This window comes from Mycobacterium szulgai (genome assembly GCF_002116635.1).
Classification (GTDB): domain Bacteria; phylum Actinomycetota; class Actinomycetes; order Mycobacteriales; family Mycobacteriaceae; genus Mycobacterium; species Mycobacterium szulgai.
The window spans coordinates 16,347-41,480 of record NZ_LQPW01000163.1 but is presented as its reverse complement, the minus strand read 5'-3'; the positions used below and the strand labels follow the sequence as shown (position 1 = coordinate 41,480).

At 64.0% G+C, this 25,134-nt stretch carries 25 protein-coding genes; 9 read left to right on the top strand and 16 right to left on the bottom strand.

Translation table 11 applies throughout. The features are described from left to right. Positions 1 to 58 precede the first annotated feature (58 nt). From mgtA to AWC27_RS24530, 4 genes are all read left to right on the top strand, one after another. Positions 59 to 2,767, top strand: a complete 2,709-nt coding sequence (gene mgtA / locus AWC27_RS24540) for a magnesium-translocating P-type ATPase (RefSeq protein ID WP_085672860.1) — start codon at positions 59 to 61, stop codon at positions 2,765 to 2,767. A gap of 196 nt (positions 2,768 to 2,963) precedes the next feature. Next, the gene (locus tag AWC27_RS30535) at positions 2,964 to 3,167 is read left to right on the top strand and encodes a hypothetical protein (protein WP_139837197.1); all 204 of its coding nucleotides are present in this window, start codon (positions 2,964 to 2,966) and stop codon (positions 3,165 to 3,167) included. A 99-nt stretch (positions 3,168 to 3,266) separates the two neighbouring features. Continuing rightward, on the top strand, positions 3,267 to 3,707 hold the full coding sequence (locus AWC27_RS24535) for a DUF4189 domain-containing protein (protein ID WP_085672859.1): 441 nt from the start codon (positions 3,267 to 3,269) through the stop codon (positions 3,705 to 3,707). Positions 3,708 to 3,938: 231 nt separating this feature from the next. Next, positions 3,939 to 4,406 carry a hypothetical protein gene (locus AWC27_RS24530; protein WP_085672858.1) on the top strand — a complete coding sequence of 156 codons (468 nt, stop codon included), beginning with the start codon at positions 3,939 to 3,941 and terminating at the stop codon, positions 4,404 to 4,406. A gap of 4 nt (positions 4,407 to 4,410) precedes the next feature. Here AWC27_RS24530 and AWC27_RS24525 read toward each other — a convergent pair whose 3' ends face one another. Beyond that, the gene (locus AWC27_RS24525; protein WP_085672857.1) at positions 4,411 to 5,814 is read right to left on the bottom strand and encodes a wax ester/triacylglycerol synthase family O-acyltransferase; all 1,404 of its coding nucleotides are present in this window, start codon (positions 5,812 to 5,814) and stop codon (positions 4,411 to 4,413) included. Between the two features lie 12 nt (positions 5,815 to 5,826). Further along, complete coding sequence (locus AWC27_RS24520) at positions 5,827 to 7,077, bottom strand: alpha/beta hydrolase family protein (RefSeq protein ID WP_085672856.1); 1,251 nt, start codon at positions 7,075 to 7,077, stop codon at positions 5,827 to 5,829. Between the two features lie 233 nt (positions 7,078 to 7,310). Between AWC27_RS24520 and AWC27_RS24515 the strand changes: the two genes are divergently transcribed. After that, the gene (locus AWC27_RS24515) at positions 7,311 to 7,571 is read left to right on the top strand and encodes a hypothetical protein (RefSeq protein ID WP_085672855.1); all 261 of its coding nucleotides are present in this window, start codon (positions 7,311 to 7,313) and stop codon (positions 7,569 to 7,571) included. Between the two features lie 70 nt (positions 7,572 to 7,641). Here AWC27_RS24515 and AWC27_RS24510 read toward each other — a convergent pair whose 3' ends face one another. Beyond that, a complete protein-coding gene (locus tag AWC27_RS24510; protein WP_085672854.1) occupies positions 7,642 to 8,136 on the bottom strand; it encodes a flavodoxin family protein in 495 nt (164 codons plus the stop codon). 242 nt (positions 8,137 to 8,378) lie between these two features. On the opposite strand from AWC27_RS24510, the gene AWC27_RS24505 reads away from it, so the two are divergent. From AWC27_RS24505 to AWC27_RS24495, 3 genes are all read left to right on the top strand, one after another. Beyond that, a complete protein-coding gene (locus AWC27_RS24505) occupies positions 8,379 to 10,250 on the top strand; it encodes an AMP-dependent synthetase/ligase (protein ID WP_085672853.1) in 1,872 nt (623 codons plus the stop codon). Positions 10,251 to 10,289: 39 nt separating this feature from the next. Next, on the top strand, positions 10,290 to 11,408 hold the full coding sequence (locus AWC27_RS24500; RefSeq protein WP_085672905.1) for an Rv2629 family ribosome hibernation factor: 1,119 nt from the start codon (positions 10,290 to 10,292) through the stop codon (positions 11,406 to 11,408). 82 nt (positions 11,409 to 11,490) lie between these two features. Continuing rightward, positions 11,491 to 12,828 (top strand): phosphoribosyltransferase, encoded by a 1,338-nt coding sequence (locus tag AWC27_RS24495; protein WP_085672852.1) that lies wholly within the window; start codon positions 11,491 to 11,493, stop codon positions 12,826 to 12,828. Here the strand turns inward: AWC27_RS24495 and AWC27_RS24490 are convergent. From AWC27_RS24490 to AWC27_RS33375, 9 genes are all read right to left on the bottom strand, one after another. Beyond that, positions 12,809 to 13,087: a DUF1876 domain-containing protein gene (locus AWC27_RS24490; protein WP_085672851.1), complete on the bottom strand. Its 279-nt coding sequence runs from the start codon at positions 13,085 to 13,087 to the stop codon at positions 12,809 to 12,811. The genes AWC27_RS24495 and AWC27_RS24490 overlap by 20 nt on opposite strands. Beyond that, a complete protein-coding gene (locus tag AWC27_RS24485; protein ID WP_085672850.1) occupies positions 13,084 to 13,554 on the bottom strand; it encodes a hydrogenase maturation protease in 471 nt (156 codons plus the stop codon). The genes AWC27_RS24490 and AWC27_RS24485 overlap by 4 nt, the downstream gene beginning before the upstream one ends. Further along, the gene (locus AWC27_RS24480; protein WP_085672849.1) at positions 13,551 to 14,843 is read right to left on the bottom strand and encodes a Ni/Fe hydrogenase subunit alpha; all 1,293 of its coding nucleotides are present in this window, start codon (positions 14,841 to 14,843) and stop codon (positions 13,551 to 13,553) included. Before AWC27_RS24480 ends, AWC27_RS24485 begins: the two co-directional genes overlap by 4 nt. Next, positions 14,840 to 15,598: an NADH-quinone oxidoreductase subunit B family protein gene (locus AWC27_RS24475; protein WP_085672848.1), complete on the bottom strand. Its 759-nt coding sequence runs from the start codon at positions 15,596 to 15,598 to the stop codon at positions 14,840 to 14,842. The genes AWC27_RS24480 and AWC27_RS24475 overlap by 4 nt, the downstream gene beginning before the upstream one ends. After that, positions 15,599 to 16,456, bottom strand: a complete 858-nt coding sequence (locus AWC27_RS24470) for an FAD/NAD(P)-binding protein (protein WP_085672847.1) — start codon at positions 16,454 to 16,456, stop codon at positions 15,599 to 15,601. It abuts the gene before it with no gap. Next, the gene (locus AWC27_RS24465) at positions 16,449 to 17,573 is read right to left on the bottom strand and encodes a 4Fe-4S dicluster domain-containing protein (protein ID WP_372516795.1); all 1,125 of its coding nucleotides are present in this window, start codon (positions 17,571 to 17,573) and stop codon (positions 16,449 to 16,451) included. Before AWC27_RS24465 ends, AWC27_RS24470 begins: the two co-directional genes overlap by 8 nt. Positions 17,574 to 17,643: 70 nt before the next feature. Then, complete coding sequence (locus tag AWC27_RS24460) at positions 17,644 to 18,249, bottom strand: Rv1733c family protein (RefSeq protein WP_085672846.1); 606 nt, start codon at positions 18,247 to 18,249, stop codon at positions 17,644 to 17,646. After that, positions 18,239 to 19,240 carry an Acg family FMN-binding oxidoreductase gene (locus tag AWC27_RS24455; protein ID WP_085672845.1) on the bottom strand — a complete coding sequence of 334 codons (1,002 nt, stop codon included), beginning with the start codon at positions 19,238 to 19,240 and terminating at the stop codon, positions 18,239 to 18,241. Before AWC27_RS24455 ends, AWC27_RS24460 begins: the two co-directional genes overlap by 11 nt. Before the next feature lie 132 nt (positions 19,241 to 19,372). Next, positions 19,373 to 19,732, bottom strand: a complete 360-nt coding sequence (locus tag AWC27_RS33375; protein ID WP_372516794.1) for a hypothetical protein — start codon at positions 19,730 to 19,732, stop codon at positions 19,373 to 19,375. A gap of 250 nt (positions 19,733 to 19,982) precedes the next feature. On the opposite strand from AWC27_RS33375, the gene AWC27_RS24445 reads away from it, so the two are divergent. Then, the gene (locus AWC27_RS24445; RefSeq protein WP_085672844.1) at positions 19,983 to 20,654 is read left to right on the top strand and encodes a TetR/AcrR family transcriptional regulator; all 672 of its coding nucleotides are present in this window, start codon (positions 19,983 to 19,985) and stop codon (positions 20,652 to 20,654) included. A 19-nt stretch (positions 20,655 to 20,673) separates the two neighbouring features. On the opposite strand, the gene AWC27_RS24440 is transcribed toward AWC27_RS24445, so the two are convergent. The 4 genes from AWC27_RS24440 to AWC27_RS24425 form a co-directional block, all read right to left on the bottom strand. Continuing rightward, on the bottom strand, positions 20,674 to 21,648 hold the full coding sequence (locus tag AWC27_RS24440; RefSeq protein WP_211281710.1) for a glycoside hydrolase family 6 protein: 975 nt from the start codon (positions 21,646 to 21,648) through the stop codon (positions 20,674 to 20,676). Positions 21,649 to 21,768: 120 nt separating this feature from the next. Further along, on the bottom strand, positions 21,769 to 22,245 hold the full coding sequence (locus tag AWC27_RS24435) for a type II toxin-antitoxin system Phd/YefM family antitoxin (RefSeq protein ID WP_139837195.1): 477 nt from the start codon (positions 22,243 to 22,245) through the stop codon (positions 21,769 to 21,771). A gap of 218 nt (positions 22,246 to 22,463) precedes the next feature. Continuing rightward, positions 22,464 to 24,014: an MCE family protein gene (locus tag AWC27_RS24430; protein WP_085672841.1), complete on the bottom strand. Its 1,551-nt coding sequence runs from the start codon at positions 24,012 to 24,014 to the stop codon at positions 22,464 to 22,466. Then, entirely contained in the window at positions 24,008 to 25,117 is a 1,110-nt protein-coding gene (locus tag AWC27_RS24425) for a virulence factor Mce family protein (RefSeq protein WP_085672902.1), read from the bottom strand. Before AWC27_RS24425 ends, AWC27_RS24430 begins: the two co-directional genes overlap by 7 nt. Positions 25,118 to 25,134: the final 17 nt, after the last annotated feature.

Here is a 25,134-nt window from a genome sequence, read left to right as displayed (position 1 = left end):
GCAGACCATGGCCGTTGGACGCTGACCCGAAACCGTCGCAGCGACTATCGTGACCCGCATGGGACGGCAGCGCACCCGGGATGCGCATGTCACCGGGTACTGCGCTCCGTCCCGACGGGATGTTGTCCACGCACCGGCTGCCGAAGTCCTGGGCATGCTGGGCACTTCGGCTGCCGGGCTGTCAGCGGCGCAGGCGACGGCCCGATTGGCCGCTACCGGCCCGAATTCCGTTCGCACGCACGGGGTCAGCGCGATCGCAGTGCTGGGGCGCCAGCTCAACAATGCGGTGTTGGCGCTACTGGCCGTCACCGCAGTGGTTTCGTTCTTTCTGGGCGACAGCACTCAAGCCCTCATCATCGGCGTCATCCTGCTGGTCAGCATCGGCCTCTCATTTTTCAACGAGTACCGGGCCGAGCGAGCTTCGGCCGCTCTGCACGACCGCGTCCGCCACACCGCCGTCGTTCGCCGAGATGGCGAGTTCATCCGAGTCGATGTAACGGCGTTGGTCCCCGGGGATGTCGTTCGGTTGGAACTCGGCGAATTGGTGCCGGCCGATGTCCGATTGGTCACCGTGAACGGCTTGGAGTGCAATGAAAGCATTCTCACGGGTGAATCGACGCCGTCGGAGAAACTTCCCGCGCCGGTGCCGCGGGCGGCGACGCTCACCGAATCATCCAACGTGGCGTTCATGGGCACGGTGGTCAGTGCGGGCGAAGCGACCGGAGTGATCTACGCGACCGGACCCAACGCCGAATTCGGCCGCATCGCGATCGGATTGGGCGAGCGGCATCCAGAAACCGACTTCCAGCGCGGACTGCGCCGTTTCTCCTATCTTCTGTTGAAAGTGGCGTTGACCCTCACCGCGGTCATCATCTGCACCAATCTCCTGCTACAGCGACCACTCATCGATTCGGCATTGTTCGGCCTGGCCATCGCGGTGGGGATCACCCCCCAGTTGTTGCCCGCTGTGGTCAGCACCAGCCTGGCGTCGGGTTCTCGACGGCTGGCCCGGCTCAAGGTGCTGGTGAAGCGCCTAGTCTGCATTGAAGATCTGGGCGACATCGACATCCTCATCACCGACAAGACCGGCACGCTGACCGACGGGCGGATCAAGCTCACCGCCGCCGTGGATCCCGCCGGTGAACCGGACGCCTCGGTGCTGCGAATCGGGCTTCTGGCCACCGACATCGACCCGTCGACGGGCGGGGTGAGCGCGAACGAACTCGACGGGGCCCTGTGGCGTGGTCAATCCCCGGTCCCCGGGGTGGCACGTCTGGCTACTTTGCCCTTCGATCACCTCCGGCGGGCCACCTCGGCACTCGTCGAGGTTGCCGAGGGCAGGCGGATCGTGGTGAAGGGCGCGCCCGAACAGGTGATGGCACACTGCGCAGAGATTTCCCCGAGCGCCCAGCAAACATTGACGGCGTTGTTCGCCGACGGCCGTCGCGTCGTTGCGGTGGCCAGCCGGCCGGCGGCCGCCGGGCAAACGACCCTGTGCCCCGACGACGAGGCGAATCTGACGCTCGACGGCTTCCTCGTCTTCGCAGACAAGCCCAAATCGGACGTCGGCGATTCGTTGGCGCGACTTGCGATGCTCGGCGTCGAACTGAAGGTGGCCACCGGTGATAACCCCCGAGTCGCCGAAAAGGTCTGCAGTGACATCGGATTGCTCTGCAAAGGCACCATCACCGGCGACGAGCTGGATCAGCTCGGCGACGACGAACTTTGTTCGGCGGCGCGCGATCACACCATTTTCGCGCGCATCTCACCGGAACAGAAGGCCCGCCTCATCTCCGCGCTGCGGCAAACCCGCCGATCCGTCGGGTTTCTGGGCGACGGGGTGAACGACGCGCTGGCTTTGCACGCCGCCGATGTCGGCATTTCCGTCGATACCGGCACCGATGTAGCCAAGGATGCCGCAGATGTGGTGCTGCTGGAGAAGGACCTGGGCGTGCTGGCCGAGGGCGTCGCAGAGGGCCGGCGTATCTTCGCCAACACCATCAAGTACGTACTGATGGGAACCTCGAGCAATTTCGGCAACATGTTCAGCGCCGCCGCGGCGTCGGCGGTGCTTCCTTTTCTGCCGATGCTGCCGAGCCAGATCCTGCTCAACAATCTGCTCTACGACACCTCCCAACTCGCGATCCCCTCCGATCGAGTGGACGACGATCAGCTGCACGCACCGGCACACTGGAACATCGAATTCATCCGGCGGTTCATGTTGTCGTTCGGACCGATCAGTTCGTTGTTCGACTTTCTCACCTTTGGCCTCATGCTCGGTGTGCTCCATGCCGGCGTGGTCGAGTTTCGCACCGGTTGGTTCGTGGAATCCCTTGCAACACAGACCCTTATCATCTTCGCAATCCGGACCAGGCGAGTACCGTTCTTGCGCAGCACACCGGGTTTGCTGCTCACCGCGGCAGCGCTGTCGGTCGTTGCCGCCGGGGTGGCCCTGACGATCTCGCCGCTGGCCCGAAACCTCGGCTTCATACCACTGCCCTGGCAGTTCTTCGCCGCGCTGGCCGGGCTCACGGTCGCTTACCTGGTGCTGGTTGAGATGACCAAGACTTGGTTCTACTCCGAACCGATCCACCCCGCAGTCCGGCTGAACCGGACCCGGGGACGCGTGCATCGCATCCATCGGCGCGCCGCACGCTTCAGCCACCCAGACCCGCGTTTTCGTCGACGTCGTTACGGTCCACCAAATCGTTCGGGACCAACTCAGAACCTGACTCAGTCGGGTGCGTCAAGCGGCGGCGCAACCTAGACGATTTATGGGACTTAAGTCCCTACCCCGTAGGGGTATGGACTCGCATCATTTGAGTATGCAAACGCCAGATTCCATCGAACCGCCTCCTGCGACCGACCAGCACCGCTACTCGGATCGATCTGACCGGCATGGTCGGTTGGATCAACTCTGGGCCGTGGTGGGCATTACGGCAGGTGTCGTTTTCGTTGTAGCAGTGATCTTTTTTTCGGGGTTCTTCTTGGGCCGGGCGACCGACAACCCCTATAAGAGCTTCCGGGTCTCCAACGGCGGGCGAGACGACACCTGCCCGATGATGGGATCTGACGGAGGGATGGGACCCGGCCGGATAGTTCCCGGAAAACCGATGGCCCCCGCGCAAACGGCTCCCCAGACACCCCAGCCGATCCCGCATCCGTAGCGCAGCACAACTCTTAGGACGGAGCGCAGTCACTCTCGAAGGCATCTCAAAACCCGCTCAGGCCGCTGGAATAGGACCCCTCAGAAAGCCGGTAGGAACATGATTAACAAACGAGGGCATCGAATCGCACTTGCACTCGCAAGCATAGGGGCCACAGCTGGATTGATGATCTTAGCCCTTCCCCTGATTCCCCAGGTAGGCGCGAATATCGACAATGCTGTGTTGTCCGAAATGGGTATGGCGGCCGAGATGCCCCTCCCACATATCATGCGCTACGGTGCAATCGCCTATGCCCCAAGCGGTGCTTGGGGTAGATCGCGCGGTTACGAATCTCAGTCGCTGGCTGACCAAGCCGCCTTGGAGAACTGCGCAGACAAAGATTGCAAAGTGATCGTTCGCTTTAACCTATGCGGCGCGGTCGCCTACGACGGCTCGACCTACCAAGGAGGGAGCGGCTACTCGCGCAGCATGGCAGAAGCTGACGCCTTGAATAGGCTGCCCGGCGGGAAGATCGTCAACTGGATGTGCCAGCAACACTGATGTGGCCTGGCCCGGTCGCCCGGCCGGTCAAGAAGCTACGAATCGTCTTGAACGACAAACCGTTCGCAGAAACTGGTGCTCAACCGTGCGCACTGCGGGAATCGCCGCGAAAGTGGCCCATCGGTTTTCCTCATACTTGGGGACTTCCGCCCCTATCAGCGGCGCGGGTGAAGCGATCTGATGATCTTGGGATTAGAAGTCCCGAGAACGAAGCTTGAGAGAGGTGAAGTCATGAGCTCTTCGCAACCGACCCTAGCCACCACGCGCATGTTTGCCCGCGTGATCGGCCCCTTCGTCATCATCATCACCGGCACCGCGATTGCGCGCGCCTCGGCGATGCGAACATTGCTCAACGATTTCCAGGCGAACTCCGTATGGTCCTGGGTCACTGGCGCATTCGTCTTGCTGACCGGATTGGTCGTCATCGCGCTGCATCCGTATTGGCGCGGCGCTCCGGCGATCATCGTGTCTGTATTCGGTTGGATGACGGCACTCAAAGGATTCCTTTTGATGGCTTTGCCGCAAGACTATCTATCGTTCGCCGGCACCGCGGTCAATGCCCTCGTCTGGTGGCAGGTGAGCTTTGTCGCCATGGCGATACTCGGGGGCTACCTGACCTTCGTCGGATGGATGCCGACCGCCGGCCGGCCCGCCCCACCGCAGACGAGCTCGGCAACCGACATCCGCCGTGCCGCATGACAACTCAAGAAACACCGACGGCGGATTCGAGTTCGGCCAGACACGCTTCGGTCAGGGGTATCAGGGAATCGATGTCGGGAACCACCTCGGCACCTGCGACATAGCCGAATCCGACTCGATCGGCGTATGAGCAGGTCGTCACATTGAGTCCCTGACCGTCATAGACCGTCGACACCGGGTAGATCTCTTCGACATGCGCCCCGTTCCAATACATTTCGTCAGCCGGGCCGGGAACATGGGAGATCGGGACGTTGTATCCGGTGCGGATTTTCGGGGTGAACGGCAGCATCGGAAAAATCACCGTCGCAGCGATACTGCCCGCGGCCGTCAGCAGCGATGGTGCTGATCCGCGCCGGCCCACCCAGCGCTTTCCCTCCGACATCGACCGGTGAATCAAGTCCAGCCGCGCAGCGGGGTCATCCAAGTCGGTGCCCAGCGGGCACAGCCAAAGCCCAAACATATTGCCCTGTAAGTCTTTTGACATATCGCCGGCGTGGCTACGCACGGTAATAGGGCACATGGCCACCAGCGATTGATCGGGCAGTTCCCGCCGGCCACGCAGCCATTGTCGCACCGCGCCGGCCACTAATGCCGTTATCACGTCGTTGGCGGTGACGCCGGCCGCGCGCTGCACCGCCTGGATGCGCGACTTCGGCCAGCTGCCCGCGCAGACCGCACGCTCGAGGCCCAGACGACCGTTGAACCGCGTGTAGGGCGCTCCGAAGGGCAACACGGTCGTGTGCCCGACCAGGCTGTCGATCAGGGTCGCCAGCTCGCCCGTGATGACGTGCTCGATCAGCCCGACACTTGACACGGCCTTGCCGGCCAGCGATCGAAGGGGCGCCGCCAGGCGGGTCAGCAGTCCACTGGATGGCGTTCGCGCCATTGATGCGTCGCGACGGTCCGCGTAGAAGGGCGCCATCGAACGTTGTCCCGGATCAGTGCTCAGCGCATCGGTGATCATCTGCAGACCGGCCACACCGTCCACGACGGTGTGGTGGACCTTGATGTAGAAGGCGAAGCGGCCCTGGTCAAGGCCGTCGATCAGGTACGACATCCACATCGGGCGCGACCGGTCCAGGCGGATGGCAGCGAGCTTACCGATCAGCCGCCAGAACTCGCCGTCGCCCGCAGGGACCCTCACCCGCTGGCAATGTTGGCTCAGGTCAACGGTCTCCACATCGCGCCAGACCCAGAGGCCGCCGGTGCCCACACCGTGATGTGGATGCCGGCGTAGCCGCGGATCAATCGAATCACCGGCGCCGAGTGTCGCGGAATACAGTTCGTCCACATAGTTCGGCCCGGCGTCCGCGGGCGGCGACATGACGAGCACCGCGCCGACATGCATCGGGTTGGACACCAGCTCCGCGGTCATCATCGCGGCGTCCAGCGGGTCGAGCGGGTTCATCTCGCCTCGCGGCTAAGCGGGACGGTCGCGCCGCACCGCAGGGCCGCCCAGGAGCCCGGACTGCTGCAGCGCATCCCAGACAAACCGCTGCACCGGCTGCGAGCGAAAGAACCCGGTGTGACCGCCGGGGTACCAGACGATTTCCGGTTTGCCCCAGTGCTCCCAGAGGCGGTTCACCTGCTCGCGTGGATGAACGAGACGGTCGGCGATGCCGGCGTAGATGAAACGTCCGGGCATGGCCACGAGCGGTTCGAGTGACAGCGGCGAGATCATGCGCCCGATGGGTTCGGCCAATTCCATTGTGTGACGGCGGGGATCATCGTGGCTCAGACCGGAATGGCGCGACAGGACTTCCACCAGGTTGGCCACCGGCACGCCCAGAATGGCGCAGGTGAGTCCCTTTTCGAGGCTGGCGACCAGCGACGCGATATAACCCCCGAGCGAAAGGCTGTTCAATCCGATCAGCGACTCCGGCTCCTGCAACCTGATCCAGGACAGTAGCCGGCGGATATCCCACACCGCCTGAGCCGTCGCATGTACGTCATCGAGCACGTCCTCGCCCGGAAACACAGCGCCCTTCGGCAGCCCGCGTGCACGGGGACCGTGCATGGGAAGTACCGGCATGACCACATTGAGACCGAGGTCTTCGTGTAACTTCCAGGCGCGGAACAAGGCCAGATCAACCGCAGCGCGACCCATCTCGGTGCCGTGCACACACACCAACCAAGGTCGCGGTTCGGGGTGGCGAAGCAGCAACGCGTACTCGCGGTCGTTCGCGGTGTACTCCCGCCACCGCCGCGCACCGGGCTCGCCCGGATCCGGCGTGTACCCGCTGTCGAACACCATGCGATAGAAAGAGCGTTTGCGCCCCTTCACCTTTCGGACGGTGACGTCTGAAAGCACCGGAGGAGCCGCGAAGAATTTTTGGGGCCGGTCCAGCCATCCCTTCTTGCCGTAGAAATCCAGCCCGGCGGCCACTTCAGCGGTAATGCGCTCGAACACCTCGGGCCTGCTGACCGGGCGGCGCGCCTTCAGGCCCAGCAGAACGACCTCGTCGCGAAAAGCCTGTGCCGCCAAGGCGACGGTCGGACGCGCGATCGGAAGTTCGTCCGGTGCTTGGCCAAGGTAATCGCGCCATGATTGGGCGAAGTAGCGGCCCGTATGCATGAATGGTGCGGCAGCCACCGTCAAACCGGTGACGCCGGGCACGGACCAATCAAATGCGCCCGTCCGTTGATGCTCGTGACTTGTGGGCATCGTCATGGCCGCAGGGTAACACCTCGCTGAGGCCATCCCGTAGGGACCAATGGCCCTGCCAAACTCACCAAAGTCCTTGACTGGCAAACGAAGGATCACCGCCCTATGAAAGGACGGATGACCGGGCGCAAGAGGACTTTTGTCACTCGCGCCGGCTTTGTGCCGACCGTACCGTCGATAACATCCGCCATGAACAAAAGTCCGCTGGAGACGGTGAACATGTCCGTAGGAGTGGGATTATGACCGAGGCACCCCAACAATCCATGCCACGCTGGGCCGAAATTTCTGACGACGTACTCCAATCGGTCGAGACCGGCCGGACCCAGGCCATCGAGGCGGTGCGCAAATTCGTCGACCATATGGATGATGTGATCCCCGAGCAGTCGCGGCGCAAGACCGTTGTCGACGCCGCCCTGACTCTGGCCGAGGAATTGATGACCGCACGTATCGAGTTTCTTCGCAGCGTGGTGCGTAGCGCCGGCGAAGCGATGAACACGTAACGCTTGCCAGGGCCCAAGGCCCAGGCGGTTCCCATGAATGAAACCGCCTGGGCTTTGGTGCTTTTGGAGATTACCGCGCTTCCTGGCTGCCGCTGACCTGCTTGCGAAGACGTGCGGCGAATGCCGCGGCCCGATCGAGATCGTAGTCATCGGGCCGTCCCCTGTTGATGCCGCCGATGAACCCGAACGGCCCAACGGTGTCCCATCCGCGGCAAGTGAACGAACCGATCACTTCAAAGCCTTTGGATTCGAGTTGTTTTCGAACCGGTCTGTGGTAACCCAACAGCGGAATCTCACGGGCGCCAGTGGTGAAGAAGGTGAATGCCCGGACCTGGCCGGCGGCCGGGTCGACGATTGGTAGCCGACGAATCAAGTCTCGCAGCGTCGGGTCCACCGTCATGTAATAGATGCCGGAGCCGAAGCCGACCAGGTCGTACTCGCAAAGCTTTGCGGGGTCGACCGAACCGGGCGCGACCACCTCGGCATCAAGCTCCTCCGCCATCCGATCGGCTATACGGCGGGTATTGCCGTGCGATTTCGACGCGCAGATGATGAGCGACTTCATTGCCGGACTCCTTTACCCACAAACATCGGTTTTCCAACATACTTTGGCCAATACCGGTCGTATGGTTCCCGGCTGCGGCACCCTTCAGGAAGGGCGCAAAGCCACGAAAGTCCAGGGGCGTAAGTCACTTCAGAACAATCTGGGAGTGGTGGCGATCCTTATGACTTTGGTCTCTATTTCCCGCGGCTAAGGATCCGCATGATCAGAGATGATATTCGTCTCGCGAGCAACGGATCAGCATTATGAAAGCACCACTCGCCTCATTGGAGAGGCCAGACTTCACCATAATCGAGAACCGCGCACCGTCGGTGGCGCACATGTTCGTCAACCGCGTCGCGGCCACCCCGGATGCGGAAGCATTTCGGTATCCGCGGGGCGACAGCTGGGAGAGCGTCACTTGGCAGCAGGTGGGCGACCGCGTCCACTACATCGCCGCCGGGCTGATCTCATTGGGCATCCACCCAGAAGATCGGGTGGCGCTCGCGTCCTCGACGCGATACGAGTGGGTGCTGGTCGATTTTGCCGTGATGTGCGCGGGCGCCGCCACCACCACGGTCTATCCGACGACGAACGCCACCGATGTCGCATACATCGTCGCCAACTCGGGTAGCCGGATCGTGGTCGCCGAGGATCAAACCCAAGTGGACAAGTTGGTCGAACATCGCGCGGATCTGCCCGACGTGAGCAAGGTGGTCATCATCGACGGCAAGGGTGACGGCGATTGGGTGATCACGTTGAGCGATCTCGAGCAACTGGGCAAGCAACTGCTGGCCGACTCCCCAGATGCGGTCGATGAGCGCATCGCAGCGGTCGGTCCCGACCGGCTCGCCAGCCTCATCTACACATCCGGGACCACCGGACGCCCGAAGGGCGTGCGGCTAACCCACGGATCGTGGACGTATACCGCAGCGGCCATCGATGCACTCAAAGTACTTGGACCCGAGGACCTTAACTTCCTTTGGCTGCCGTTGGCGCACTCGTTCGGCAAGGTGATGCTGGCGCTGCCGCTGCAGATCGGCTTCACCACCGCGATCGACGGTCGGGTGGACAAGATCGTCGACAACCTCGCCGCCGTGCGTCCCACTATCATGGGTGCGGCACCACGCATCTTCGAGAAGGCACATGCCCGCATCGAGGGCATGGTCGCCGAACAGGGCAGATTCACCAAGAAGATCTTCGATTGGGCACTCCGAGTCGGAATCAGGATGTCAGAGGCCCGGCAGACCGGGAAGCAACCCTCGTTAGCCGAGTCGCTGGCATACCGATTGGCAGACCGGCTGGTGTTCTCCACCATCCGGGAACGGTTCGGCGGGCGAGTCCGGTTCTTCGTGTCCGCGGCCGCCGCCCTGGATCGCAACGTTGCCCAGTGGTTCGACGCGGTCGGCATCACCGTGCTCGAAGGCTATGGCCTGACCGAGACGTCGGCGGCGTCATTCATCAACCGCCCCAACGCTTATCGGTTCGGAACGGTCGGCTGGCCGTTCCCAGCCACCGAGGTGAAGATCGCCGAGGACGGCGAGATCCTGCTCCGCGGGCCCGGCGTGATGACCTCCTACCACGACCTGCCCGACGCCACCGCCCAAGCGCTCGACCAGGATGGCTGGTTCCGCACCGGCGACATCGGCGAGATCGACGACGACGGCTACCTGCGGATCACCGACCGCAAGAAGGACATGTTCAAAACCTCGCAGGGCAAGTACGTAGCACCCTCGGCGATCGAAGTGCGATTCAAAGGACTCTGCCCCTATGCGGGCGAACTCATCGTCGTCGGTGAGACCAAGCCTTACTGCGTGGCACTGGTGAGCCTCGACGGCGAAGCAATCGCCGATTGGGCCCGCAAACATGGTCTGCCCGATCAGTCTTTCGCCGGGATAGCCCGCGACGAGCAGACGCGGGAACTGATCGCCGGGTACATCGACGCGCTGAACTCGGAGCTGAACCGCTGGGAGCAGATCAAGAAGTTCACCATCATCGATCGTGAACTTTCGGTCGAAGCAGGCGATCTCACACCGAGCATGAAACTTCGCCGCAAGGCGGTCGTCGATAAGTTCGCAGACCGCCTGACAGCACTCTACGAACAACCACCGGTGGCCAGGCCCGCCGTTGGCGAATAAACACAGGGTGCAGCCGCAATATGGATGGAGAGGAATGACATGCGATCAGAACGCCTCAGGTGGCTGACGAAGGTACAAGGCCCCTTTGCCTCGATATATTTCGACGACTCGCATGACACCGCAGACGCGGCCCAGCAACTCGAAGTCAAGTGGCGCGATATCCATACGCATCTCGAAAACCAAGGCGCTGGACAGAAAATCATCGGCCTACTCGAAAACGCAGTGCTGAATCATCGGCCGGCGGCTGGTCGGCGTGGCCGCGCGGTGATCGCGACAAGCGATCGAGTTTTGATCAACGAGCCGCTGATCAGTCCGCCACCGGCCACGGTCGTTCGCCTGTCCGATTACCCCTACCTCGTACCGTTGATCGACCTGGAAATGCGGCGACCGACGTACGTGTTTGCCGCGGTTGATCACACCGGCGCCGACGTCACTCTGTACCAAGGGACAACAAGCAGTTCAACCACCATTGCCGGCACTGGCTACCCGGTGCACAAGCCGGTCACCGCGGGCTGGAACGGCTACAGCGACCTGCAGCACACGACCGAGGAAGCGATCCGCATGAACTGCCGCGCGGTTGCCGACCATGTGACTCGGCTAGTCGACGAGGCGGATCCAGCGGTGGTCTTCGTGTCCGGAGAGGTCCGCGCCCGCACCGATCTGCTTGCCGAATTACCAAAGCGGGTGGCACAGCGGGTAAGACCACTTCATGCAGAAACACCCAGGGGCGCCATCGATTCCGACCAGATCGGCCGGCTGACGGCCGAGGAGTTCGCGCAGCGCCACCGCACGGAGATGATTGAAATCGCTGATCGCTTCGAAGCCGAAATGGAGCGCGCCTCGGGACTTGCCGCCGACGGGCTTGCCGCGGTGTGTGCAGCGTTGCGCGAAGGCGATGTCGAAACGCTGATCGTCGGCGAGATGGGCGATACCACCGTGGTTACTGGCAACGACCTGACCGCGCCCGCGCCCGATGCCGACGTGCTCTCAGACTTCGGCGAAGCGGTGGAAAGAGTCGAAAGAGCAGATGAGGCATTGCCTTTCAGCGCCCTTGCGATTGGCGCCGCTTTGGTTCGGGCCGACCAGCGAATCGCACCCACCGACGGCGTTGGTGCGCTCCTGCGATACGTTGCGACCGATCGGCGTGCCAGCGGCTAACGCGAGATTGGGGAACTTTGTCGATCGGTTTAGGGACCTGTGGCCATAACGCTGGGCGCGGAACGGGTCCCAGACTCTACACATGAGGCAATTCAACGATCGCGCCGATGCCGGAAGGCAATTGGCGTCACGCATGGACTTTTTGCGCGGTCACGACATCCTGGTGCTCGGGCTACCGCGCGGCGGAGTCCCAGTCGCCTACGAGGTCGCCAAAGCGCTGGGCGCCCCACTCGACGTGCTGCTGGTGCGCAAGCTGGGGGTGCCGTTCCACTCAGAAGTAGCCTTCGGCGCCATCGGCGCCGGCGATACGCGGGTGATCAGCGACGACGTGGTCCGAGAAGCGCGACTCAGCGAAAAGGAGATCGCTGCGGTCGAAAGCCGGGAACGGGCTGAACTGCAACGCCGTTCGAAGCGCTACCGCGGCGACGATCCCCCGGCGGCACTGAACGGACGGATTGCGCTGATCGTCGATGACGGCATCGCGACCGGAGCGACCGCACGCGCCGCATGCCAGGTGGCCCGCGCCCAAGGGGCCAGCAGAGTGGTGCTGGCGACCCCTATCGGCCCCAGCGACACCGCGGAACAATTCGCTGGATATGCCGACGACGTGGTGCTGCTGGAAACACCCGTACCCTACTTCGCGGTCGGCCAGGCATACCGCAACTTCGACCAGATCTCCGACGACGAGGTCGTTGCCCTCCTACGTAACGCCCGCAACGATTTTCGAGTGGGCGCGCAGCCGGCCTCGGATCATCCTGCGCTGCGCGACGAGGAGATCATGGTCGCGGCCGGGCCGGTCTCGGTCGCAGGCCACCTGACGATTCCCTGGCACCCAAAAGGTGTTGTGGTGTTCGCACACGGCAGCGGAAGCAGCCGGCACAGCCCGCGCAATCGATACGTCGCCGAAGTCCTCAATAGGGCCGGTTTCGCCACGTTGCTGTTGGACCTGCTGACCCCCGCCGAAGAACGAGATCGCTCCAATGTCTTCGACATCGCTTTGCTGGCCAGTCGGCTGGTCCAGGTGACAGCCTGGCTGGCCGGCCAACCCGATACCGCGTCGTTGCCCGTCGGCTACTTCGGTGCCAGCACCGGCGCGGGTGCGGCCCTGGCTGCGGCCGCCCATCCCGCCGCCAAGGTGGCGGCTGTGGTGTCCCGCGGCGGGCGGCCAGACCTTGCCGGCGAGTTGCTGGCCAACGTGCAAGCTCCGACCCTGTTGATCGTGGGTGGACGCGACGAGATGGTCTGCCGCCTCAACCTGCAGGCGCAGGCGGCGATCCCGGGCCAGTGCCAGGTCGCCGTGGTCCCGGGCGCCACCCACCTGTTCGAGGAGCCAGGCGCGCTCGAGCAGGTCGCGTTGCTGGCCCGCGACTGGTTCACCGATCACCTCGGATCTGCCTCGTTCAGTGATGCAGATGAGTGACCGTTGTGTGCGTACTGGCCTGGATATCCGTTGACGTTAAAGCAAACAGCTGATTTGCCAAATCGGACAGCGCACGAGCGATTGCCAGCTCGTCGCCGATCTGAGCCACCGGTTCGTCGGCCGGATCGAGCCGCGAAAGCCCCACGCCGACGAATGTCTTGCCCGCCCAGGCCAGCCGCGCCTTGGCGCGGGTGCGTTCGTCGCCCTCTTCGATCAGTACATCAACCTGACAAGTCTTGGTGTTATCGTCTGCGCTCATCCGATCCTCCTTGTTTCACAGTTGATTTCAGCCAGCACCAGGCCTACGACTTCGGGCACGGCGCGTTCGACCTGAGGTGTCAGTCCGATGCCATGACCGATATCGGCCACATCGACGGTGAATATCTGAAGTGCGGCGGGGGCCCGGCGAAGTGACTGGCCGAGCGCGTAGGTACGGCCGATATCGATGCTGTGCGAACTCAGGCCCTGCGCCGCGCCGGCCACATCGCCCAGGGCACAGCGACGCACTCGCCCCGCGGTTAGCGCCGTTGCCATCGCGGCATCGATGACGACGGCCAGGCGGGCACCCGACCAGGCCTCAACCAGAGCCATAGGCTCGACTACGTCGTTCACTACGCTGACACCGGGCAATCCCCGCTCATGCAGCGCTGTGGCGGCAGCAACCCCCACGCCGTCGTCGCGGCGGTAGCGATTCCCCAGGCCTATCACCACGATTCCGCCGGTCACGTGCGCCGCACTGTCAGCGTCAGGAAGTGCGTCGAGCACGAGATACACGGGTCGTAGTTGCGAATCACCCGTTCGCACAGTGCGCTCAGTGCGGCGTCTTCGAGTTCCAGGTTCTCCGAGACCACCCGCGCCAGCGCGGCCTCGATGGCAGCCTGGTTCTGCGACGTGGGCGGGATCATCGTCGCGGCCGCTACCAGCCCGTCCGCACCGATGCGGTACCGGTGATAGAGCAGACCGCGGGGTGCTTCACTGACGCCATGTCCGACGCCCGCGCGGGCCGGGACATCCACGAATGGGCGCGATGGACGCTGGTACTCGTCGATGATGCGCAATGCCTCCTCGATCGCATAGACCACTTCTACGGCGCGGACCACGATACTGCGGAACGGATTTCGGCACTGCGCCGACAGCCCAGCCTGCTCGGCGGCCTGCGCCGCCACCCGCGACAAAGCCGACGAGTTCAGCGAGTAGCGCGCCAGCGGCCCGGTTACATAGCGACCGCCATCCAGCGTCGCGTGCAGAGCCGTGGAGTACGGCACCTGAGCTTCGACGACGTGGCTGGTGAATTCGGACACCGGAAACGACTGGCCGGCGCTGCGCGCGATGGTGCCGTTTTCAATCGGGTATTGGCCGGGTGCCGTCAGCGCGAGAAACTCGTGGTCGAGCTCGAGGTCAGGGAATTCAAAGCCGGACACCCACTCGACGGTGGCCAGCGCGTTGTCCAGTGCCCGGCGCAGCTGCTCTGCTATCGGGTTCAGATCCGAACGCGTTGGCACGGAATAGAATCCGCCCAGCCGCAGGTTGACCGGATGTATGGCTCTGCCGCCGAGGAACTCCATCAGGCGATTACCCGACTTTTTCAGTTCAAGGCCGCGTTCGACAACCTCGCGATGATCTCGGGACATGCCGATGATGTCGTCGTAGCCCAGGAAATCCGGGGCGTGCAGCAGGTAGATGTGCAGGACATGGCTATGGATCCACTCGCCGCAGTACAGCAACCGGCGCAGGGCAACCAAATCGGCGTCCAGCTCGACACCGCACGCCTGTTCAATCGCGTTGCAGGCGCTCACCTGGTAGGCGACGGGGCAGATTCCGCAGACCCGAGCCGTCAGATCCGGCGGCTCGGTGTGGGCGCGGCCGCGCAGGAAGGCCTCGAAAAACCTCGGTGGCTCATAGATATTGAGCTGGACGCTTTCCAGGGCGCCGTCTTTCAACGTAACGTGCAGCGCCCCTTCACCTTCCACCCGCGTTATGGTGCCGACGCTCAGCCTACGATCCTGCGGGGTCATACCTCTCTCCGCTCGGCGGCGAATCGTGCGACGTTGAAGGTCGAGAACACCCGATCGGTGTCGCCGTCGGACATTCCGTCGCGGCGCAGCAGCGGGATCAGCGTCGCCACTTGCGGTGCGGCGGACGGACCGAAACATCCGTAGCAACCGCGGTGATGTCTGGGACACAGCGCCCCGCAGCCGGCGTGTGTCACCGGCCCCAGGCAAGGGATGCCGTCGGCGACGACAACACATGTCACGCCGCGAAGTTTGCATTCGGTGCATACCGTTTTGGCCGGTAAGCGTGGCTTGCGACCGATCAGTAAGGCCGCGAGAGTATCGAGCAACTGCCCGCGGTCGATGGGACAGCCCTGCAGCTGGTAATCGACTTTTACGTGCGCCGACGCCGGCGTCGAGGTGGCCAGCGTGTCGATGTACTCCGGCTTGGCATATACGACCGACGCGAATTCGGCGACGTCGGCGAAGTTGCGCAGCGCTTGGACTCCCCCGGACGTTGCGCAGGCGCCGATGGTGACCAATAGCTTTGACTGGTCCCGGATTTCACGGATGCGCTGCTCGTCGTGCGGGGTGGTGATCGAACCCTCGACCAAAGACACGTCGTAGGGCCCATCCAGCATTGCGCTGGAGGCTTCGGCGAAGGTGGCGATCGTCACTTGGTCAGCGAGCGTGAGTAGCTCGTCCTCACAGTCCAGCAGCGTCAGCTGACAACCGTCACAGGAGGCAAACTTCCACACCGCCAACGTAACTGGGCCCATCTAAAGCTCCTTCACCCGCAGCAGCGGTCCGGCAACGTCGTAGCCGACGACCGGACCGTCTCGGCAGAGCAACAGCGGACCCAACTGGCAATGTCCGCACCAGCCGATGCCGCACTGCATGTTGCGCTCAAGTGAAACCCGAATATCTTGGGGTTCCAGGCCTTTGGCGATCAGAGCCTCAGCGCCGAATCGCAGCATGGGCTCGGGTCCGCAGAGAAACGCGCTGGTACGGCCCGGCTCGAGCGTCAGCCGGCGTAGCGGTTCGGTGACCAGTCCCACCTCCCCGCTCCAGCCTTGCGTCGGCGCGTCGATGATCAGGTGCACGTCGATCCGTGGGTCTTCGGCCCAGGTTTGCAGTTGAGCGGCGAATACGAAGTCAGCCCGCGACCGGGCACCCACGACGAGCATCACCTGGCCGTAGCGATCGCGCTGCGCCAACGCGCCGAGGATCGCCGGACGCAGCGGACACAAGCCCACTCCGCCGGCGACCATGACCAGATCGCGGCCCTCGGCCTCGGCCAGCCCCCAGCTTGTTCCGAAGGGGCCGCGCACCCCGATGACGCTGCCCGGTTGAGCGTCGTGCAGGGCACGGCTGACCGCGCCGACCGCGCGAATGGTGTGCGTGATCGACCCGTCCGTGACCGTCGGATCGCCACTGATCGAGATAGCGGCCTCGCCGACGCCGAAGGCGTACAGCATCATGAACTCGCCGGGCTCCGGTGACCGCACCGCCTCGCCCACCGGCTCCAGGCACAGCGTCGCCGAATCCGGGCTCTCCACAACACGACTGCGCACCCGGTAAGGCAGCGGCGCCATGGCCGAGGGAGCCGACGTGGCCACCGTCGTCCATTCAGTCATCTCCGGCCATCTTGTTCATCTCGGCGGTTATGTCGATGCCGGTCGGACACCAGGCAATACATCGCCCGCAACCAACGCAGCCGGACATGCCGAACTGGTCGTGCCAGGTACCCAATTTGTGCGTCAGCCAGTGCCGATAGCGCGATGCGCCGGACTGACGGACGCTGCCGCCGCCGTGGACGTAGGTGAAGTCGAATTCGAAGCACGACGCCCAGTGTCGCCAGCGTTCGGCGTGGTCACCGGTCAGGTCGCTGACGTCTTCAGTGGTGGTGCAAAAGCAGGTGGGACACACCATCGTGCAGTTGCCGCACGTCAGGCAGCGGCTCGCCACCTCCTCCCACTGAGCAGATTCACGCGAGTCGGCCAGCAGGCTGCGCAGATCCGTGTCCGGCATGTGCCGGCCCATCTTGTTCGCGGCGTTCGCGACATCGTCACGTGCGCAGGCGATTTCGGTATCGGTCGCCTGCCGCGGCGCCAGCGCGGCCATGACGTCGGCGCCCGCTGGGCTACCGACGTCTACGACATAGGTCGGCTCCCCGCCGTCGAGGCGCTCGGTGAGCGCCAAATCGTAGCCGGGACCTACCGCTGGCCCGGTGCCCATTGAAGCACAGAAGCAGAGCCCCCCGGGTTCAGTGCAATTCACCGCGACGACGAAGATCTGTCGCCGGCGACTGACGAACGAATTGTCGGGATGAGCGCCACCGCCCAACACCCGGTCGAGGGTCGCGATCGCGGCGAGGTCGCAGCCCCGCACACCCAGGAATGCATACCGCGGCGTGTCTTGAACGGGTTCATCGTCGGCGCAACCGTTCCGGGTGCCCGCCCATAACCGCTCCCGTTGCGGGTGCAGAAACTGTTTCCAAGACTGCGGCCCGGCCGAATGCCCGAACGCCGCACGGTCGTCGCGGCCGCGCAGGCGATAATGCCCTGGGCTCACCTCCACGCCCCAGCCGTACGGAAGGTCGCGCGCGGACTCCAGTTCTGCGAGCACAATGGCGTTGCCGCGCAACGCCGGACCGACTACGCGGTAACCCCGCTCGATCAACACGTCCACCAGGCGGTGCAGGCCGGCCGAGTCCAGCAACCCAGCGACCGAGTCTTCGTCGTGTCCGGTCACCGACACATCATCCGCCCAATCCAGGTGCGCTGCATAGAACTTTTACCCGTCAATACTCGACACGTGCTCGTCAATGCCAATTCGTGCGGCCGCCATGTTCCTGCAAGCAGGCGATCTCATGCTCCCATTGCGCGTCGCGGGTTCGGTCCAGTCTCGACCCGACCACACTCCGCAGCCAGGTGATCGCCAAACCGACGATCAACAGCACCGTCATCGCGGTGAGCACGGCATCGCCCACTGCACGCCAAGCCGGGGTGGGCGGCGGGGTGAGGTTGCCTGCGGTGTCGACCCAAACCTGGATGCGGTCGCCCGGTTTGACCGGCTTGCGGTGTTCGAACGAGCCACTGCGCTCGTCGGCGCCCACCGGCCACTTTGCCTGCACAACAGCCTGGTTGGACTCCCGTTCGGCGGTCGCCCTCGCGCTGATGACTGTTGCCGTGACCGTATGACGCGTGTGCGCCTGCTGGTCGTACTGCCGCCAGCGCGCGCTGTAGACGGACGCGCCCACCACACCAGTGACCGGGATAGCGACCAGCGACACAACCAGAGCCAGCACGATGACAAAGGCTTCGATGCGGTCGGAGCGCCTGAGCAGCGGGTTGCGGCCAACGATGCGCGCGATCAGCCAGGTGTGCGGATTCAGGGTGAAGGCCTCCCTATCGGATCTATCGGACATCGCTTGGTTCCGGATCAGTCAGCCATTCAACGGTTTCGGAGAACGCACGTCGCGGCGTCGCCGGTAACGGATCGGCGTTGATCGGTGCCCAGCCCACCCGGAGCAACATCTGCGGGTAGCTCTGGTTGCCGAAAACATCGGCGCGGACGGCCGCACGTGTCTCGGGGATTTCCAGCGGTTCGGTGACCGGGCAGCTGGCCAGCCCCATCGCTGTCGCGGTGAGGAGCACGACGCTGGTGGCCTCCCCAGCGCGCAGCTGCGCCAAGCGGTCGTCGGTGTGGGTTCCGAGTGCGAGAACTACGGCGGTGTCGACGTCGACGAGTTCGTTGCGAGGCATGGCCAGCGTAGGGGCGGCAAAACGCCTACTGGGGATCGTGGCGGCCGGGTCTGTTGCCGGCGTGTTGCGGGCCGGAACACCAACCTCCGAGGCATGCCGCCCGCTCCAAGTCGCAAGCTCGCTGATGTATTCGGGATCCGCGGCGTGCGTTGTAACCGACTGTGACACAATGGCATTCAGCTTGTTCACTGCTTCGACTCGATGCAGCGCCACCCCATTGCGAGCGGCCCGCGCGGCCATTAGGGCAATGTCGGCGACCGGGACCTCCCAGAAGCCGTACTGCCGGCGATCGGTTCGGCGCCGCGGTATCGCCGCGGCCAGCATGATGTCGAGTTGATCGGGTGTTTGAGGGGACACCTCGATTGCTGCCAGGTGCTGGGGATCTGCCGGATTCGGCAGCCGGGACACCTTGGACTGCCACCCGGTGGCTGCCAGCGCGATGATGCAGTGATTCAGCGCCGCGCCACAGCTCAATAACAGGTCGCGGCCATCTGGATCGGTGTGGGGCAGTTGCAGGCTGGTATCGGAGTACAGATGCAGGCTCGACTGACCCACGCGCCAGTGCCACGGTTGCGTGTTGTGAACCGACGGCGCGCGCGAAGCCAGCGTCAACACCGTATGGATCGTGCCTGCATCTGGGAAGAGTGCGTTCATGACTTGAGTTCCTTTCGAGCCAGGAAGTCCTGCTTTCGACAATCGCCCGATCCGAGCGCCGATACGAGAGCACGGCGTCCTTTATGGACGGGACTTTGTGCCATTACCGGAAGGCTCGATTCGCTCCCCGGGCTAGGCCGCGGCGGCAAGTGTTACCTCGACGGATAGGTGCTCGCCGACGGCATAAACGGCCGGCCAGTCGCCGGCCCGCGCTGCACGCGCCAGATCCTCGACCAATGGGCTTTGGACACCGAGCTCAGCCAGCCAAGCCGAAACTGTCGGCGCGATCTGGTCAGCCGGCACGTCGGCCACGCGCCCGGCATGCAATTGATCGGTGATGTGATAAACGGTCATCGTCGGCGTGAATGGCCGATTCAGCCAGCCCAAGGTCAAATGGTTGGCCGTCTGCAGAAGGGACTGCAGGCCGGTCCGTGGGTGGTCGAAAGCGGTGGTTTCCGAGGCTGCGGCCAAGGTCCAGAACCTTGTCGTCATGATGGTTGCCTCCTCGGTCGCCCTTGGTATTGATCCGACCATTTCGGCGGTTGGGCCCCTAGGGCCGAACGAAACCGCCCGGTGGTGCTTCGGTCTTCGAGGCGTCCTGCCGAAGTCCCTGGCTCAAAGGCCTTTCGTCACAGTGACCCGATGGCCCAAAGGCCCTAGATCGACAGTGGCGGCCGTCGTTATGTTTCCGACAGCACAGGCGAATTCGCCTGGCCGGCACGACTGGTGTCAGGAGGAGACGATGACGATACAGACGGTAGCCGCTGGGCCGGATCTTTCCGGCGAACAAGAGACACGGGCGCGGATTCTTGATGCGGCGGTCGGCCATTTCGGCAAGCACGGCTTCGAAGCGGAATTGTCGGCAGTCGCCGCGGCAGCAGGTGTCGACGTTGAGCTGTTAGTGCGCGAGTTCGGGTCCAAAGAGGGCTTGCGCGAAGCGTGCGACGACTACATCGCAGAATCGATCAGATCAGCGAAATCCGAAGCTTTGCAATCGGTTTCACCCGAGGCCTGGTTCGAGCAGGTGGCGCAGATCGAGTCCTACGCGCCAATGATGGAATACCTGGTGCGCAGCATGCTTTCTGGTGGCGCGTTGGGCCGTGCTCTGATGGATCAGATGATCGACAACGCCGAGGGCTACATCGAGGATGCCGTTCGCGCCGGCACTATTCGGCCCAGCCGTGATCCCAAGGCACGAGCCAAGTTTCTGGCGATGACCGGTGGCGGCGGATTCCTGCTCTACCTGCACATGCACGAGAACCCGAGCGATATGGCTGCCGTTTTGCGCGACTACGGCAAGGACATGCTGCTGCCCGCCCTAGAGATCTACACCCACGGATTACTCGCGGACACCGCGCTATATGACTCCGTCGTGGCGAAGACAGAAGAAGAGCAACGTCACCAGGTGGGGTGAGGCCTGGGCTCGAGGTGCGCTACTGCCCCGCGTTCTGGGCCAGGTCGATGGCGTACTGGCTGACGAAGTGGCCGGCCTGGGCTCCCCCGTTGCACGAACCGTCGGATTCGCCGGGACGCTTGATCCACAGGTAGGCGTCCGCGTGCGCGCCCGCGGTAGCCGTGGTGGGCGGGGTGCCCAAGGCGCGACCGCTCGGGTTGCACCAGCTGAGCGCTCCATCGGGCGCGGGTCCGGCACCGTTGCGCCCGGTGTCGATCACGTAGTGCGATCCGCCCGTGAGCCCCGAAACCGCCTCTCCGTAGCCGGTCTCCTCATCAGTGGTGAAGAAGTTCGAGACGTTGAGGCTGAAGCCCCGGGCATGGCCGACACCGGCCTGGTTGAGCCGGTTAGCGATTTCCTCGGCGCTCAGCCAACGTGAGTGCCCGCCGTCCACGTACACCGCAGCGGCCGGGTCGCGGGTCAGCGTGTCGACCGCGTAGCGGATCAGATCGAAGCGTTCCTGGCGCTGGTCAGCCGACAGGCAGTCGGCCATGTCGAGTGCGTCGGGTTCGACGATGATCGCGGCCGGCGACCCACCCAGGCCGGATGCGACGGCGTCGATCCACTGCTTGTAGTCAGCGCCTGACGCGAATCCACCGGATGCGTAGCTGCCGCAGTCGCGATGCGGGATTCCATAGAGCGTCAGAATCGGCATGCTGCCGGCGGCCTGGGCCGCGCCGGTGTACCGCGCGACCGTGCCGCCGACCGAACCGGCCGGAAATGCCTGGTCGATCCAGTAGGCCTGCGGCGTGTTGGCGATGGCCGTGAGCTGGGCGTTACCCGGATTGGCGTTGTGCGCGGCCATGGCCGCCGACGCCGGGTCGACGTAGAAGGGCTGCCCGGCCAACGGGTTGGACGCATCGACCAGACGCATCGCCGGGGCCTGTCCGACCTGCGGCGGGTCGGCTACCAAAGCCGTGCCGGCAACGGCGGTAACCGCCATAAAGGGAACCATCCAACGTGCGAGTGCACCAGCAGCTGAGGAGATCACCCCGAAGAAGATAGTGGGACGACGCGAAAAGCGCCAACTATCTGGGATGACGGTTGCTACTCGATCGGCGGTGCAGCCACGGCACTAACCGCTGGCGGCGGACACGATGCGAGCAACCAGCTTGCCGCTGCGGATGACCTCAATCGTCTGCCCTGCCGCAACTTGGTCGAAATAGCGCCCTGCCCGCTTTCGCAGTTCGTCAAGTTCGATGGGACCGCCATCGTCCGCCGGGATCGGGGTCATCGTCGAGTCACCGGCCGACACGATCCGGGCAAGTAGCTTGCCGGCACGGACGACAAAAATCGTCTCCCCAGCCTCAACCCGATCGAAGCACCGCCCGGCCCGCGTGCGCAGTTCGTCAAGCCCGACCCACCCACCGGTGTCGCGCGCCACTTTCACAGATCGCGCGGGAATCGGGGCCACCCTCCAGTCACCGACTGACACGATGCGTGCCACCAATTTGCCGCGACGGACAACATCGATCGTCTCCCCGGCGGCAACCCGCTCAAGGTACGTGCACGCGTTGCTCCGAAGTTGGCCTAGGCCAATCACTTCCCGCATTTCGCTCCGATCGCTGCGTGCGCAGAGCCGCACAGCATCACCTCCAGTATATGACTGTACGTGCGGTCAGTGTCAACTGTTCGGGGGTTGGCTCATTACTGGGCCGACGAGACCGCGCTGTGGTGAAATTCGTTTACTGCCAACATGATTGATTGGGCCGCCGGTACTGTAACCGGTCCGGTTGCCGGAATTGCCGTCGACGCGAACATCGGGGTAGTTCAGCGCTGCGGCGCCAGCATGTCCTTCCACCCGTCGTCTCCCGTTTTGGTCGAGTTCTCGACGGAGTATCTGACGCCGTCGGGCCCCACCAGTTCGCCGCTCTGCGGGTTGTACAGCGCGGTGGCAGGGCCGCCCGGGGTATAGACACACGGGTTGGGCTGTTGCCCGTTGCAAAGCACCGTCCCCGATCCCGGCCGCGACAACGGGTCACTGATCGGTGGCGGCGTCCCCGGCACCCGGTCAGCGGGCGCCGGGTTCATGCCGTTGTTGACCGACGGGGCCGGGATGACGATGCCGGGCTTCACCGGTTGATCGCAGCGCGCCGCGGGCGCTGGACAGGTGAGGATCTGGTTGGGGTCGCCGTACCACGGGTTAGTGCCGGCCGGCTCATACGGCTGGGAGGAACGGCACTCTCGCGGCGTGGCTGCCCGCTTCCCCGGTACATCCACACACGGCAGGTTGCGCGCGCCGCGCACGGCGTTGGCCGGAGTCTCCTGTGGGATCTTGCAATATGTCCCCGAGGGCATCGGCGCCAGGCTGGTATCCGCCGGAGACCGCCACTGCGGAGCCGGCAGAAAGCCCGTCAGACAGGGTGGGGGCTGGTTGATGGTCAGCGCCGTGTCCAGCGTCGCGTAACCGGGAAACGGTGCCGTCACCGTCTGGCCTTCCGCGGCGCCCTGCGGATAGGCAACAAGCAATTGCTCGACACCCTTGTGGTAGCGCTTGAGCATGTCCAGCACGATTTCGAGATTTGCCAGCGTCTGCGGCAGCGAATCGCGGACGTCGCCGAACACCGCGTTGACCTGATCGGCCGTCGGCGCCGCCCGGGTCAGGATGCGTTGCACGTACTGGTCGTTTTCCGCGCTCTGCGCGGCCAGCACATTCAGATTGTGCGACCAGCGTTTTATCGCCTCGCTCGAGTTGACCTGGCTGTCGATGATCGGCCCGGAGTTTTGGATGATGTCGTTGACATCGCCGATATTGGTCTTGAAGTCGCCGGCGAGCGCCTGGGTGGCATCGACCAGCCGTTGCAGCGCCGGGCCCAATCCGCCGACGGCTTGGGCTGTTTCGTCGAGCAGCGTGGCGATCTTCTCCTTGGGCAGCACGGCCAGCCCGCGGTCGGCGGCGTCCAGTGCCGGCCCGATCTCAGTCGGAACCGTCGCCTTGGTGATGGTCTGTCCCGGCGAGAAGTATTTGCCCGGATTGCCTTCCGACACCAGGTCCAGGTACTGCTCGCCGACCGCGGACACCGAATGGACATTCGCCGAAGCGTCAATCGGAATCTGGTAGCGGTTAGCGATACTCATCGTCACTTCGGCACCCGTCTTGGTCGGCTCGACGGCGGTGATCGTGCCGATGGTTTCACCGCGATAAGTCACGTTGGCCGTCCGGTACAGGCCGCCTGACCTGGGCAGGTCAGCCTTGAGCGTGTATTGGCCGATGCCGAGGGCGGTGGGAATCCGCAGGTAATACCAGCCCAGTGCGATCGCTGTGACGGTGCTGATGATGCCGAACATGATCAACTGGCGCCAAACGAAACGGGTCAACATTGCCGGTCCGCCCTTTCCACCAGCGGCCCGTCCGGGACGGCGTTGGGATTCGGCGTGTACCGGACGTCGGGAATCATCGTTTCGGGGTCGCGGCCCCACGATTGCTCCAGTGCGCGCAGCGCCCCGGAGAATCCGGTCCCGGTGAGCACGGCGTTGTCGACAGCACTCAGGGTCAGGTCGAGCGTCAGCGACAGGTTGAAGTAGTCGCCGCGGAATGACTTGGGTACGGCGTCAATGTCGAACGGCCGCACGAGGATCAGCTTGAGGGCGCGGATCAGATACGGCGACGCACGTCCGAGTTCGCGCAATGGGCACTGCAGGGCCAGCAGGTCTTGGTGGATGTTGCTCCGGGAGTCGGAGAGATATTGGTCGGCGACCTGGCTGAGCCCGCCCACGGCGTTGACTGCGTCGATCAAGAGGTTCTGTTTGTCGGCGAAATGTTTGAGTAGCGGCGGGAAGTCGGTGAGCACCCGGTCCAGAACGTCGGCGCGCGAACCCACGTATGTCAACAGCCGGTTGGTGGAGTCGATGGCTCGGGTGATGTCGTTGCGTTGCTGGTCGAGTTGCGCGGTGAAGGTGTCCAGCTTGTTGAGGAACGCCCGGATCTGGTCGGCGCGCCCGTTCAGGATGTTGTACAACTCGTTCTGCAGCACTTCAAGATTCGGGATGCCGCCGCCGCGCAAGATCAGGGCCAGACTGGCCAGCGTCTGCTCGGTCGTCGGATATGTCGACGAATTCTTCAGCGGGATGGTGTCGCCGTCCTTCAGCGGCTCCGGCGAGGGGTTGGGTGGCGAGGCCAGCTCCACATGCTGAGAACCCAGCAGGCTCGTCTGCCCGATCTTGGCGGTGGCGTTCTTGGGTAACTTCACGCTCTTGTCCAAACTCACTGTCAGCGTGGCGACCCAGTTCTTCAGTTTGATTGCATGCACCGTGCCGACGAATACGTCGGCCACCCGCACCCGGCTGTTGTTGTTCAGCGCCAACGTGTCTGGCATCTGCACATAGACGGTGTAGGAGCCCGGCCCGCTGCCGGGACCGCCGGGCATCGGAACGTTCGCGATTCCGCGCCAGCTCGAGCAGGACGTCAGGGCCAGCCCGGCCATCAGTAGTGCCAGCCACT